The sequence below is a fragment of the Brevibacillus sp. MCWH genome, assembly GCF_013096935.1.
Classification (GTDB): domain Bacteria; phylum Bacillota; class Bacilli; order Brevibacillales; family Brevibacillaceae; genus Brevibacillus; species Brevibacillus aydinogluensis.
In genome coordinates this window covers 226,242-239,803 of sequence record NZ_SDLF01000006.1, presented here as the reverse complement: position 1 = coordinate 239,803, position 13,562 = coordinate 226,242, and the positions used below count along the sequence as shown (strand labels likewise).

Annotated in this window: 10 protein-coding genes; 8 read left to right on the top strand and 2 right to left on the bottom strand. The window is 58.3% G+C overall.

The features are described from left to right. Positions 1–156: 156 nt before the first annotated feature. Positions 157–1,092 carry a hypothetical protein gene (locus tag ETC00_RS08250; protein WP_171565505.1) on the bottom strand — a complete coding sequence of 312 codons (936 nt, stop codon included), beginning with the start codon at positions 1,090–1,092 and terminating at the stop codon, positions 157–159. Between the two features lie 489 nt (positions 1,093–1,581). Between ETC00_RS08250 and ETC00_RS08245 the strand changes: the two genes are divergently transcribed. After that, positions 1,582–2,373, top strand: coding sequence for an alpha/beta fold hydrolase (locus tag ETC00_RS08245; protein WP_171565504.1), 792 nt, complete (start codon positions 1,582–1,584; stop codon positions 2,371–2,373). 89 nt (positions 2,374–2,462) lie between these two features. Further along, positions 2,463–4,340 (top strand): bifunctional metallophosphatase/5'-nucleotidase, encoded by a 1,878-nt coding sequence (locus ETC00_RS08240; protein WP_171565503.1) that lies wholly within the window; start codon positions 2,463–2,465, stop codon positions 4,338–4,340. A 98-nt stretch (positions 4,341–4,438) separates the two neighbouring features. Here ETC00_RS08240 and ETC00_RS08235 read toward each other — a convergent pair whose 3' ends face one another. Further along, positions 4,439–6,076 carry an esterase/lipase family protein gene (locus ETC00_RS08235; protein ID WP_171565502.1) on the bottom strand — a complete coding sequence of 546 codons (1,638 nt, stop codon included), beginning with the start codon at positions 6,074–6,076 and terminating at the stop codon, positions 4,439–4,441. Between the two features lie 499 nt (positions 6,077–6,575). On the opposite strand from ETC00_RS08235, the gene ETC00_RS08230 reads away from it, so the two are divergent. The 6 genes from ETC00_RS08230 (at position 6,576) to ETC00_RS08205 (ending at position 13,561) form a co-directional block, all read left to right on the top strand. Beyond that, a complete protein-coding gene (locus tag ETC00_RS08230; RefSeq protein WP_171565501.1) occupies positions 6,576–7,127 on the top strand; it encodes an HAAS signaling domain-containing protein in 552 nt (183 codons plus the stop codon). Position 7,128: 1 nt separating this feature from the next. Then, positions 7,129–7,971 (top strand): DUF4097 family beta strand repeat-containing protein, encoded by an 843-nt coding sequence (locus tag ETC00_RS08225; protein WP_171565500.1) that lies wholly within the window; start codon positions 7,129–7,131, stop codon positions 7,969–7,971. A gap of 118 nt (positions 7,972–8,089) precedes the next feature. Continuing rightward, positions 8,090–9,127, top strand: a complete 1,038-nt coding sequence (gene hemE, locus ETC00_RS08220) for a uroporphyrinogen decarboxylase (protein ID WP_171565499.1) — start codon at positions 8,090–8,092, stop codon at positions 9,125–9,127. Positions 9,128–9,143: 16 nt separating this feature from the next. Further along, positions 9,144–10,085 (top strand): ferrochelatase, encoded by a 942-nt coding sequence (gene hemH / locus ETC00_RS08215; protein ID WP_171565498.1) that lies wholly within the window; start codon positions 9,144–9,146, stop codon positions 10,083–10,085. 3 nt (positions 10,086–10,088) lie between these two features. Next, positions 10,089–11,507, top strand: coding sequence for a protoporphyrinogen oxidase (hemY, locus tag ETC00_RS08210; RefSeq protein ID WP_171565497.1), 1,419 nt, complete (start codon positions 10,089–10,091; stop codon positions 11,505–11,507). Between the two features lie 242 nt (positions 11,508–11,749). Further along, complete coding sequence (locus tag ETC00_RS08205; RefSeq protein ID WP_171565496.1) at positions 11,750–13,561, top strand: LysM peptidoglycan-binding domain-containing protein; 1,812 nt, start codon at positions 11,750–11,752, stop codon at positions 13,559–13,561. Position 13,562 lies beyond the last annotated feature (1 nt).

Sequence of the window (13,562 nt, the reverse complement as noted above, 5' to 3'; positions counted from 1 at the left end):
TTCGTTTTTACAATGAGGAGCGTTTGCAAATCAAATTAAATAAGCTGACGCCAGTCGAGTACAGGCGTCAGCATGCGGCCTAACGGCCGGGGGTTTTTTAAGTGTCTACAAAATGGGGTCTTGACCAATTGCGGCAGGGACTTTTTTGTTGGAGGATTATCTTGCCAATTCCTTCCAGTATTCATAGGAGTGGACAGCCACGCCGGCAAAGGAAGGGTGTTTCGCCATGAGCGCGGGCAGCTTGTTCAGTTCCCGGTCCATGAACGCGTTGCCTTCTTCGAAAAAGGTGATGAAATTGCCCTCGCTGCTTTGTTTCGTTTCAACGGCGACAAGCAGGTTCTTGCCGTGACGGTCGGCCATCTCCAGCTCCTGGGTCACGAGCGAGGAGATGCTGTTCGATCCTGCCGCCCGGTCGCGGTAAGCCATCACGGCCACGTGATCATGCTTGGCGATCATCCATTCGGCCAGCGAGGTGTCGGGGCTGCCGGGGACGGGGATATTGTCCAGCCAAAACGGCAGATCACACCCAATCTGCAGGGAAGGCTGCTGCTTGATTTTGCTGACATACGCCTCCACGTTGCCCATCCACTGCCGGATGACTGCTTGCTGATCTGTTTTCCACTGAGGCAGGAGGTACGGTTCGATGTCCAGATGGATGCCGGTGATTTTTTCCTGAGCCTTTGCTTTGCGATTGTACCGGTTGACCCAATCGACGAGCGCAAGGATGTCCTGACGGTTTTGTGCCAGCCCCCAATCGGATTTCCCGCCCAACGCATGCACGTCGATTCCGGCAGCGCGGGCTTTGCCGATGAACTTCCGGTAATACGCAGGGGAGAGCGAGGTATCGATTTTCAGATACAGCAGGTTTACGCCTTGCTCGGCGGCAAACGTGAGGATTTGATCCGGTTCCGAAGCGGTCTCGTATGTGTGCCAAAGCCACGTGGCTTTCAGCGGCTTTCCTTCGGCAGGCTTCACGCGGGTTGGCAGTACTTCGGCCGTTGTCTCCTTGGTGGAGAGTCCTATCAAAAATACGAGACTTACTATAATCAGCGCGATCAGCAGGATAAGTGCCCGACGAGATGCATGTATCATGACGCTCCCTCCAGGTGTGCTCAGAGTCGTAAACGTGAGGTCCTTTTCACATATCGGCACGAGGGGCTTTCGTCGTGAGTGTTTTTGCGCGTTCAAACGAGAAATGAGTCTAAAGTCTGAGAAGAGGAAAGGGGGGACGGGCTGCGGCAAACCGCCGGCGGTGCCGGGAACAGAGAGGGCGGTCTCCGCAGTCCGTATCCTATCGTGCGGGTATTGAAAGGCGGTCGGAGAGGAACGTGGCCATATCCCGCATAAGGCGGCGCAGCACGTCGAGCGACGCCTCCGCGTCCAGATTGATTTCCAGCGCGTGATTGGCCTGAGGGAGTTCATTACCGTGTTTTTCCAATCATAGGACAAGCCCTGGCAAGCGGACTTGTTCCGCTCCGGCGGCCGGGGATTCCACGTGATCCGGCTTTCAGCCGACAGGTGTATGAATCCGCCTGGCCGGGCAACACTTTGAAAATAGGAGAAAAACGAGGGGGATTTGCGATGATGAAACAAGTATCGTTGCCAAACGGCGTTCGCCTCGCCTACACCGATGCGGGCAGCGGCGCACCGCTCATGCTGGTACATGGTTTTTGCGGCAGTTCAGCCTATTGGCAAAAGGTGATACCCGCACTGGCAAAGCGGTTCCGCGTGATCGTGCCGGACTTGCGGGGACACGGCAGCAGTTCCGCGCCGGACGAGCCGTACACGATGGAACGGCTGGCAGAGGATCTGGTTCATCTGCTGGATGCGCTGGAAGTGGAACAGACGACGCTGCTGGGCCACTCGCTGGGCGGTTACGTGACGCTGGCGTTTGCGGAGCGCTACGCGGACAGGCTGACTGGCTTCGGGCTGATCCACTCCACCGCGTATCCCGACGACGAACAGGGAAAGGCCAACCGCGACAAGAGCATGGAGAGCATCAGGCAGAACGGGATGGAGCCGTTTATCAAGGCGCTTGTGCCCAGGCTGTTTGCCCCAGACAGCGTCACCTCCCGTCCTGACGATGTGCGGCTGGCCAGGGAAATAGGTCTTGGGACTGATCCGCAGGGAGCGATCCGCACGTTGCAGGGGATGAGAGATCGGCCGGATCGACGGCACGTCCTGCAGAAAACCAGCCTGCCTGTGCTGCTTGTCGCGGGCGAACAGGACCAGATCGTCTCCCCGGCCAAGACCTTCACGGCAGACGGTTCGGACGTTCGCCAGGTGCTGCTGCCGAAAGCGGGCCACATGGGCATGCTGGAAGTCCCGGATGACTTGACGGCGGCGATTGGCGAATTTATGGGAAGTTTCTGACAAAATGTGGACAAATCGCAAGAAAATTTTGCTATAATCAGTAGTGCTGTCCTATTCTATCAATTATTGTTTTGGGGGGAGAAGCACTCATGAAAAAAGCACGTCGCATCAGCCTGGCCGTAGTGGCTGCAGCGATCTGTTCGTCGCTGATGGCCGGATCGGCGTTTGCCGCGCCGCTCCATCCGGTAAAGCATGTGGACTGGATGGTAAAAAAGTCCATCCTCTTACCGGGACAAAACGGTGATCTGGCGCTGGAGCGCAGCGTGACGCTGGCTGAGGCCGCCGTCGTCTTTGCCAAACTGAAAGGAGTCCACGTCACCGCCTCGGCGGGCAAAGGCGCCCACTGGTCCGCACCGTACCTGACTTGGCTAAACAGCCAGGGAGCAATTAGCGCAAACGACATCAACACTCCGACACAACTGCCGTCCGCCGCAAAGCTGACGGAGATGGCGAAAAAGCTGGGCTATACGCTCAAGCTGGAAAACAAGGCACAGGTGACCCGCGGCGAATTCTTCCAGGCTATCGGGGACGCGGCCACCACGCACATCACCATCGCCCACACCAATGACACGCACGGACATATTCAAGAGGATGCAAGCCTCAAGGAATTCGGCTTTGCCAAGATTGCCACGCTGCTGAAAGAGTGGCGTCAGGAAAACGAGAACTTCCTGCTGATTGACGCCGGCGACACCTTCCAGGGCACTGTCTTCGTCAACCAGTTCAAGGGAGAGTCCGTCGTGCCGATTCTCAATCACCTCGGCTACGACGTGATGGCCGCGGGCAATCACGAGTTTGACTTCGGCTACGAACAGCTCCTCAAGCTGCGCGATATGCTGAAGTACCCGATCATTTCCGCCAACGTGTTTAAGGCTGACGGCACGGAGTTCCTCGTGCCCACGTACAAGGCGGAGATCGGCGGCAAGAAGTTCGCGTTCGTAGGCTTCGTGGCGGAGGATACGCCCATTCTCACGCATCCGGACAACGTGAAAGGGCTGACGTTCAAAAATCCGGTGGAAGTGGCGAAGGTGGTCGTGCCGCAGTTGAAAAAGGAAGCGGATCACGTGATCGTGGTCTCCCACGTGGGGATTGAGGTGGACCGCGAAATCGCGAAGAACGTGCCGGGCATCGACCTGATCGTCGGCGGCCACTCCCACACGCCGCTGAAGACACCGGAAGTGGTCAACGGCACCTACATCGTGCAGGACTGGGAATACGGCAAATCTCTGGGCCGTGCCGACCTGTACTACCTGGGCAAGGAGCTGGTCGCGTTTAGCGGCGGGTTGAAAGAGTACGATGAGAGTGTACAGGCTGACCCGGAAGTAGAGAAACTGGTGCAGGAGATTGTCAGCAAGATCGACGAAGTCATGGGCGTAGTGATCGCCAAGTCGGAAGTGGATCTGGACGGAGACCGCAGCCTGGTGCGCAAAAAAGAAACCAACGTCGGCAACCTGGTCGCAGACATCATGCTGGAGCGCACGAAGGCAATCAAAGGACACGAAGCGGACGTGGCCCTGATCAACGGAGGCGGCATCCGCACCCAGTTGAAAGCGGGCGACATCACGAAAAAGGACCTGTACACGCTGCTGCCGTTCCCGAACACCCTGACCGTGATCGAAGTGACAGGCGAAGAGCTGAAAAAGGCGCTGGAAAACGGCGTCAGCCAGGTGGAGGAAGGCGCAGGACGATTCCCGCAAATCAGCGGCATGTCCTTTACCTACAATCCGAAAAAGCCGGCCGGCGAGCGTGTCGTGGAAGTGAAAGTGGGCGGCCAGCCGCTTGATCTGAAGAAAACCTACAAGGTAGCCACCAACGACTTCATCGCTGCCGGCGGCGACGGCTACGAGTCGTTTAACAAACCGGGATTCAACACCGGCCTCACGCTCTACACCATCGTCGAAGAAGCGTTGATAAACAAAAAGACGGTGAACCCAAAGGTAGAAGGGCGCATCGTCGAAGTCAACGAGTAAAACGAGCGATCGGCAGGACCATACTGCTGCTACCCGCCATGAAGCAACAGCGAAAGCCCCCGTCCGAACAGCTGCCGGACGGAGGGCTTTCTTTCGTTTTATTCGGGAAGAGGAATCTCACCGTCATCGTCCGTGACGGCAAAATTGTAGTTGACCGACCGCGTAAACGCTGCCCCTGATTCGTCTACGCCTGTCACCTCAAACGACAGATTGTAGACACCCGGCTCGGACGGCACCTGGAAGCGAATGTTCATCTCGTTGTCGCTGACCGCATTGACACGGAGCCGCTTCAGCTCAGTTCCCTTGCCGGATCCGGACCGACGCAGCGTGGCCTGCTGAAGCGAGGTCTGCTTTGTTTTGCCTTTGCGCGTCTCAAGCTGCAGCGAAGCGGTGTCGTTTTTCTTGAACACCTGCTTGTCCGCCTGCCAATTCAGGTCGACGCCTCCTTTGACGGCGGCCAGCAGGAAGTACGCGTCCCGTTTGCCGTTGATTTTCGCGGTCCACTCTCCTTTTTCCGGCTTGTCAATCGAGAAGACGTGATGCATGGCTTTGCCGAAGATGCCGTGTTCGTCCGACACTGCCTCTCCATCTTCCGGCCTGTACACCTTCCCCGACGGACTGATGAGTTCCACCGTGGTCGCTTCGTCAGCCACCATGACGTCGATCATCACGTTCTTGAGGCCGCCTTCCAGAGGAATGCGCTCCGTCTGCTCGCCGTCCACTTCTCCGCCGCGATAGATGGCACTGGTAGCGTCGTCTTTGCTGCGTGCCGGCACCCGGTCGGCCTGATCCGCTTTTTTGGCCGATCCAGCGTCAGTCCACTCGGCTTCAGCCGCTCCGGCTTCACTCCATCCGGCGGAAGCCAGTTTCAGCTTGGGCCGGACAAGCTCCCAAGTCTTGGAGGCATCCCGCAGCTGGAAGTGGGAGAGCTTTTCCGAGCCTTTGTCCGTAAAGGAGCGGATACCGTACGGCAGACCGAACGCCGAGTCGAGGGAGACGGCCCCGTCATCCGAGCCGGGGAGGATGGCATGGGCGAACCAGGTGGGGGAAAACCATCCATCGTCACCGGTACCTGCTCCCATGTACGTGGTGGCCTTGCGGGCTTCCGCCCGGCTGTCTGTCTGCTCACGGAACTGCGCCATGTAGGAGGTTTGCAGCGAGTAGACGGCATCGTCACGCATGCCAATAATCTCCGCCAGCCACCACGTCCAATCGCTGTAGGCCAGGTCGGCCAGTTCCGACCCCTTGTTGGGCGTGCCCAATTGATGTACGACGTTGACGTAGGGGTGCGCTCCGTAGTACACCAGCGCCGCTTGCGTGTCAATGCCGCCCTTTGAATGGGCGATTACATTGATCTGGGGGACTTGGTAGTAGTCGGCCACTTTCTTGATGACATCTGCCAATATGCGGCCGTTGGTCCACATGCTGCCGCCGGTGCCCTCCGCATCCGGCAGCTGGACGAACGCGGTGCGGTATCCGGCGTTGTAAGCGGCGGTGTAAAAGTCGTCGGAGGCAGTCCACGTGGTGTAGTCAGAATGAAGCCCCTGCACGAACAGCAATACCGGTTTGTCATTCGAAGCGTTGGGCGGTATCGCTCCGGTGTACCAATCACCTGCTTTTCCGTTTGGATTGTCGTCGTGCAGAGTGGGACTGGGGGCTGCTGCGGCAGCGGACGGCCAGGCCAGCAAAAGGGCGAGGGAAGGGGCGAGCAAGGCGGGCAGAAAACGTCGGCTCATCGCAAATTCCTCCTCAAATAATTTAATATTTGGAATATTTGGTTTTATTTTACAATAATGCTGCCAGCATGTCTATAACTATATCAACCGGACATAATACAGATTGTCAGATTCACATTTTCATATTTCATAGGCGCTGCCATCTGGCGTCGTTTGTTTTTGAAACAGACATCACTGGAAAATACGCCTCCGCTTGACTGGCGCAGAGAAGAAATGTGTGTCTCCCGTCGCCCAATCGAGAACACGTATGAAATGAAACGGGGGCCTTGCTCGTAACGTACATTTGGGGCTGTATTCGCTAATCGCCGCGATCCTAGTACAATGGTAGTGAAAGCGCCGTTCACAAGTCAGCAATGGGAAAATGCGTTTGGCTCGGGTCGATGCTTGTCCGTTGCCAGCTTCCCGATTCAGGGCGAACCGATCGGGAACGACTCCGTTTGTTACGTGGAGTTGTGCATTCGCCTGCGGGGTCAATCGGATGAACCAGGGGGGATCGTTTATGACGAGAAGTGAATTTATACGTGAGCTGGACAGCTTGCTGCGCGAGCTTCCGGACAAGGAGCGGTTGGACATCCTGGCCAGTTACACGCAGCACTTTTTGAACGGTGTCAAGAGCGGAAAAAGCGAGCAGGAGATTGCCGAAGCACTGGGCAGTCCCCGGCTGATTGCACAAGAAATCCTGGCCGACCATCGGATATACCAGGCGAATTCCGATGCGTCCGTCGGCAACATGACGCGGACGGTGATCGCGACCGTCATGCTTGTCTTCTTTAACCTCGTCTTTGTCCTGGGACCGTTTCTTGCGCTCATCGGCGTGTTGATCGGCCTCTACGCCGCTTCGCTGGCACTTTTGATCGCACCGGTCGGCCTGCTGTTTCCTTTTGTCATTCCGGAAGCATCCGATCACCGCACCTACATGGTGTTTGCCGGCATCGCGTCGTTTGGACTGGGCGGCATGATGGCGATCGGGCTGTTCCGGGTGACCGGCTGGCTGTACCGGCAATCTCTGCGCTACCTGCATTTCAATCTGCGCTTGATCAGGGGGAAATGAGATGAAACGCATCAGTAATCGATTATTCGGCTTTTTCTTTCTTGCCTTTCTTGTCGGAGTGGGAGGGCTCGTCTGGCAGTTTCATCAGGGGGGGCATTTCCATTTTGACGTGCAGTCCATCGACGAGCAGCGTACGATCACACAGCAGGTGAACAATATCGAATTGAAGACGGAGACAGCTGATGTTGTCTTCTCCGCAGCCCAGGAGTCGTCGATCAGCGTCCGGCTGGTCGGGGAGCTGTCCGCTGCTCTCAAGCCGACGCTGCAGACGGAGGTAACCCCTGACGGTATCCTGCGGATCACTGTGGGGGAGCCAAAACAGGGCGGCTTTTTCTTCTCTCCCAACACTCGACTGGAACTCCAGGTGACCATTCCTGCTGCTGCCTATCAGGACGTGCAGCTTGCCACCGTGACGGGAGACATTCGCACCGGCAGCTTGCAGGCCAAGCGCCTGACGATCCAAACAGGCACCGGTAACGTGAAGCTGAACGGCTTTGAGGGCGACCAGCTGGCGGTCAGCACCGGCACGGGTGACATGGACCTGGTCGGCATCCGCGGCGATGTCAACATCGACAGCGATACGGGAAACGTGCAGGATCTGGTGCTGGCCGAACTGACCGGCAATGTTGACATCACAACTGATACGGGCGACGTGCAGATCAAAGTGGAGAAGAAACCGGCGGCCGTCCGGCTCGACCTGAAATCCGACACGGGTGAAGTGGACGCCGAGTGGCCCGGACTATCCTACAGCGAGCGAACGGATCACAGGCTGGACGGATCGAACGGCTCCGACGGACCCCGCATCCTCGTCCGCTCCGCGACCGGGGATATTCGCATTCAGTAGGAACTTTTTGGAAACACTATGAAACGATAACGATTTTGACACAAAAGATGCGGGATTTGTCGAATGGTGGATGGTATCATGAAAGAGGATCATTCTTTGAACGAAGAGAGGTTTGTTCATGAGTGCAAAACCGTTTAACGATACGTTTTTGAAAGCCTGTCGCCACGAGCCGACGGAGCACGTACCGGTCTGGTACATGCGGCAGGCGGGGCGCTATCAGCCGGAGTACCGGGCGATTCGCGCCAAGTACAGCTTTTTTGAGATGAATTACATACCGGAAGTGTGTGCGGAAGTCACGCGGCTGCCCGTTGAGCAGTTGGGTGTCGATGCCGCCATTTTGTTTGCTGACATCATGACCCCGCTGAAGCCGATCGGAGTGGACGTCAACATCGAGTCGGGCGTCGGACCAGTCATTGCCAATCCGGTCAAAACGCTTTCCGATGTGCAGCGCCTGGGCGAACTGGACCCGGAATCGCACGTGCCGTACATAATGGAAGCGATTAAAATCCTGCGCCAGCAGCTCTCCGTACCGCTGATCGGTTTCGCCGGCGCGCCTTTCACCCTGGCCAGCTACATCATCGAGGGCGGCCCGTCGAAGCACTACCACAAGACGAAAGCGTTCATGTACACGCAGCCGGAGGCATGGCAGGCGCTGATGGACAAGCTGGGAGAGATGACCATTCGCTACCTGAAAGCGCAGATTGGCGCCGGTGCGCAGGCTGTGCAGGTGTTCGACTCCTGGGTGGGCGCACTCAACGACGAGGACTACCGCACCTATATTGCGCCGGTGATGCACCGCATCTTCAGCGCGCTGAAAGAAACAGGCGTGCCGACGATCTACTTCGGCGTTGGCGCCGGCCACCTGCTGAAGGAGTGGGACCGCCTGCCGGTGGACGTGGTCGGTCTCGACTGGCGCACCTCCATCCGTACCGCGCGGGAACTGGGGGTCACCAAGGTGCTGCAGGGCAATCTCGACCCGACGCTCCTGCTGGCGCCGTGGGACATGCTGGAGGCCAAAGCGAAGGCGATTTTGGACGAGGGGACCAAACAGCCTGGCTACATCTTCAATCTGGGGCACGGCGTCTTCCCGGATGCGAAGGTGGAAACGCTGCAGAAACTGACCCGCTTCATCCACAGTTACCGCCGAGATTCGTGACGGGAGGTGTGAACAGATGGCGAAGCGTAAATGGGGCCTCTTGCTGATGGCGTACGGAACGCCGCGCAGCCAGGACGAAATCGAACCGTACTACACCCATATTCGTCGCGGTCGCAAACCGCCGGAAGACCTGCTGAACGACCTGAAGGCGCGTTACGAAGCGGTCGGCGGGATCAACCGTTTTGCTGAGATTACGGACGAGCAGGTGCGAGCGCTGGAAGCGGAGTTGAACCGCCGTCACCCCGATGCGGAATTTGTCGGTTACCTCGGCTTGAAGCACATCGCGCCGTTTATCGAGGACGCGGTGGATGCGATGCACCGCGACGGCATCACCGAGGCGATCAGCCTGGTGCTTGCTCCCCATTACTCCACCTACAGTGTCAAGGAGTACAACGCTCGGGCAAAAGCCCATGCGGAGAAGATTGGCGGTCCGGTGATCAACAGCATCGACAGTTGGTATGAGGAGCCGGGCTTTATCGCTTACTGGGCGAATGCGCTTCGCGACACGTTTGCTGCCATGTCGGCAGCGGAGCGGGAGAAAGCGGTGGTCATCTTCTCGGCTCACAGCCTGCCGGAGAAGATTCTGCAGCTGGGCGATCCGTACCCGCAACAGCTGGAGGATACGGCCAAACGGATTGCCGAGGCCGCCGGAGTCACCCACTACGCGGTGGGATGGCAAAGCGCCGGCAGAACGCCGGAACCGTGGCTGGGGCCGGACGTGCAGGACTTGACCAGAGAGCTGCACGCGGCGCATGGCTACACGTCGTTTGTCTACTGTCCGGTTGGGTTCGTCGCCGAACATTTGGAAGTCCTCTACGACAACGACATCGAGTGCAAAGCGGTGACGGAAGAACTGGGCGCAAACTACTACCGCCCGCCGATGCCCAACGCCAGACCGGAGTTTATCGCCTGTTTGGCGGATGTTGTCGGAAAGAAGTTGGCGGACTTGGGGAAATAGCGTATGAGCGACAAACACCTGCATGTGACGATCGTGGGCGGCGGCATCACGGGACTGAGCGCCGCCTACTACCTGCAAAAATGGAGCCGTGAAGAGGGCGTACCGGTCAGCTTTACCCTGCTGGAGGAAAGCAGCCGGTTGGGCGGCAAAATCCAGACGTGGCGGCATCAGGGATTTACCATCGAGTTGGGGGCGGATTCCTTTTTGGAGCGCAAAACAAGCGCCTCCCAACTGATCAAAGACGTCGGGTTGGGCGATCAGCTTGTGCACAACCACGCCGGACAGGCGTACATCGTCCATAAAGATCGCCTCGTATCCATACCGGAAGGGGCGGTAATGGGCATTCCCACCAAACTGCTGCCGTTTGTCTGGACGCCGCTGGTGTCGCCGCTGGGCAAACTGCGGGCTGCCGCCGACCTGGTGCTGCCGGGCGGAAAACCGGGCGAGGACCAATCAGTCGGTCACTTTTTCCGCCGCCGTCTCGGCGACGAAGTGATCGAAAACGTCATCGAGCCGCTCATCTCCGGTGTGTATGGCGGCGACATCGACAAGCTGAGCCTGCTCTCCACGTTTCCGCAGTATGCGCAAATGGAACAGAAGTACCGCAGCCTGATCCTGGCGATGAAAAACGCACGGCCGCAGGCAAAGCCGGAACAGCCGAAAAAGCCGACGGGCATGTTCATGACGCTGAAAGGCGGACTGCAGTCGCTGGCGGAGCGGATCGAGCAGCTGTTGCCGGCAGAGGCGGTGCAGAAGAATACCGGAGTGCGGCAGATCGAAAAGCGGCCGGAGGGATATATGCTGCAGTTGAGCGACGGTCGGACGCTGCGGACGGATGCAGTGCTGTTGGCCGTCCCTCATCCGGTGGCGCAGGAACTGCTGCGTCCGTACGTCGATATCCCGCCGCTCGGCGGTGCAAAGCCGACGATCATGGCCACGGTGGCGATGGCCTACCCGGCGGAGGCGGTGCCTCTGGACGTGGAGGGAACGGGCTTCGTCGTGCCGCGCAAGGCCAATTACACCATCACCGCCTGCACCTGGACGCATCGCAAGTGGCCCCATACGACACCCGAGGGAAAAGCGCTCGTCCGCTGCTATGTCGGCAAGCCGGGCCACGAGGAAATCGTCGACCGCTCCGACGAGGAGATCGTCGACGTGGTCATTCGCGATTTAAAACGGGTCATGAAGATCGGCGATACGCCTGATTTTTACCGGGTCACCCGCTGGAACAGGGGCCTTCCCTACATGGTCGGCCATCAGCAGTGGCTGCGCGACGTGACTGCCAAAGTAGGTGCAGCGCTTCCTGCAGTGCGGCTGGCAGGCGCCTCATACGGCGGAGTCGGGGTGCCCGACTGCATTGACCAGGGAAAACGGGCAATGCGCGAACTGCTTGACCACTTGACACAAAAACCGGGGAATTGATGCCCCGGTTTTTTTGCGTTTCCGTGCGGCATGTCCATGTAAAAAAAGCTGTTGTGGCTGCCCTCATTTGCTGATGGCAGCATTGGACATCACCGGCAGACCGCTGGTTGGCGCACGTCTCCGTCTTTTCGCTGCAGCACGGCTATCATTTCTTTTGTGCTCCTTTCATTTTGCAGTGCTAAACGGCTCGTCCTGTCCATATAGTATAGGGAAATGTCCTGCACTTGAAAGGAGGAGCACGAATGGCGATTCAGGATGGGCTGCTGTCGTTCGCCATCAAGGAAACCATATTCCTCCCCGCGGAACGCGCCGGGATTGGCGAATTGAAAGAGCTGGAATTGGTCCCCGATATTGAGGTGCTGGAAAACCAGTCCTTCATCTCCATAACAGGCTGCCTGCAGTTGTACGGAACATACGAGCCGGCCAGGGGCGCCTCGGAGCCTACCGAAGGCGGAGCGGAAACCCTGGTGGAAGCGGTGACATTCGCTCCGTTTCCGCAGGCGGGAAACAACGGCGGGCTGTTCGGTTTTGAGGAGGAAGTGAATCATCGGATCCCCGTCAACATCACGATCCCAGTCAGCCGGGTTGCCGAAATGGGGGACATTTACGCGGTCGTAGACGGTTTTGATTGCCAGGTGGAAACGCCGCATCAACTGCTGATCGAAGCAGAACTGAAAATTGCCGGCATTCAGCTGACCGAGCAGGGGCAACAATCCGCCCTGCAGCCCGACTCGGCAACGGCCCCCGCCGATGAAGCCGCCCACATGGCAGAGCCTTACTGGGTATCCGACCAGAAGGCGATGCAGTCGGAGGTGGAAACGGCGGAAGCGGACATGTCCGTGCGTGCAGACGTGCAGCCGCAGACGGACTCGGACATGCATTCGGACGTGGATGTGGAGAGCCGCGCAGCAGAACAGTGGCAGGCCGAAGCAATCAGCCCGGACCAGCGGGACCGCGTGGCACGTCCAGCTTCGTTGGAAGAACTCGAACAGAGGCTGTCTGAGCTGGAGAGGATGGAGCGGGAGCCTCATGCGGAGGCAGAGGAGCTTGCTGAATACGCGGCGCTGTTTGACCGGCCTGCCTCACCTTTGCCATCTCCCCAGACGGATTATGGCGATGTGACCGCCTCAGCGGAATACGGTGAGGTGACAGGTGCGTGGGATCAGCCGGCTTTGGAAGCAGACGAATATCCAGAGATGTCGTTTCATCAGGCTCCACCCTGGGAGGTGAACCGCGCGTCTGCTCGGGAGGAGCAAAGCAGGTGGGAGAGTGCTCCAGATGCCACTGCTCCCAGATTCGCATCATCGTACGAGGCCGAATTGAAAAATACACGCGGTGTTGAGGCCCAGGCAGAAGGTAAAGAAACGGGAAGCGCCAGGCCTGCAGCGGGTGAATCGCGAATTGTCGAGGCCAACAAGAAGGCAAAAGAGGCGGGAGCGGTTGAGGCCCGCGTGAAGGCGGAAGCAGCGGAAGCGGCCGAAGCGGAAGCAAGCGTGAAGGCCGAAGCAAGCGTGGAGGCGGAAGCAGCGGAAGCGGCTGAAGCAAGCGTAAAAGCGGAAGAAACGGGAGTGGCCGAGGCCAAGGCGGAGGCGAAAGAGGCGGATACCGTCGAAGCGCAGGAGGAGCCGGACGTTTTGGAAGTGCAGACTGCTCCCAAGACGGAAGAGGAGCGGGAGGTGCGTGTGGCCATCTCCGGCAAGCCGACCGAGGGAGAAGGGGAGAAACTGAACCTCACGTCCATCTTTTCCCAGGCAAGTCGCATCCAACAGGAAGCGCAGGCAGCCGAAAGCGCCGAGTCGTCCTCCAGTTCTTCCCGCAGGGCGGACGCGTACGAGCCGGACAGTAGGACGCTGGAAGCGATGCACAACCTCACCTCGTTCATCCGCGGCAAAGAAGAGCGGTACAGCAAGTTGAAACTGTGCATCATTCAGCGCAACGACACGCTGGAATCCATTTCCCAGCGGTACTCCCTGCCCATCTCCAAGATCCTGGAGGTAAACAAGTTGAGCGCGGACCAGGTAGTGGAGGGGCAAATTTTGTACATTCCAGAGTGAG

Bases quoted from the DNA above. Each gene is read 5' to 3' on its own strand.
- hemE (WP_171565499.1), top strand. From the start codon at position 8,090: ATGAGTGCAAAACCGTTTAACGATACGTTTTTGAAAGCCTGTCGCCAC.
- ETC00_RS08245 (WP_171565504.1), top strand. From the start codon at position 1,582: ATGATGAAACAAGTATCGTTGCCAAACGGCGTTCGCCTCGCCTACACC.
- ETC00_RS08240 (WP_171565503.1), top strand. From the start codon at position 2,463: ATGAAAAAAGCACGTCGCATCAGCCTGGCCGTAGTGGCTGCAGCGATC.
- ETC00_RS08250 (WP_171565505.1), bottom strand. From the start codon at position 1,092: ATGATACATGCATCTCGTCGGGCACTTATCCTGCTGATCGCGCTGATT.
- ETC00_RS08205 (WP_171565496.1), top strand. From the start codon at position 11,750: ATGGCGATTCAGGATGGGCTGCTGTCGTTCGCCATCAAGGAAACCATA.
- hemH (WP_171565498.1), top strand. From the start codon at position 9,144: ATGGCGAAGCGTAAATGGGGCCTCTTGCTGATGGCGTACGGAACGCCG.
- ETC00_RS08230 (WP_171565501.1), top strand. From the start codon at position 6,576: ATGACGAGAAGTGAATTTATACGTGAGCTGGACAGCTTGCTGCGCGAG.
- hemY (WP_171565497.1), top strand. From the start codon at position 10,089: ATGAGCGACAAACACCTGCATGTGACGATCGTGGGCGGCGGCATCACG.
- ETC00_RS08235 (WP_171565502.1), bottom strand. From the start codon at position 6,076: ATGAGCCGACGTTTTCTGCCCGCCTTGCTCGCCCCTTCCCTCGCCCTT.
- ETC00_RS08225 (WP_171565500.1), top strand. From the start codon at position 7,129: ATGAAACGCATCAGTAATCGATTATTCGGCTTTTTCTTTCTTGCCTTT.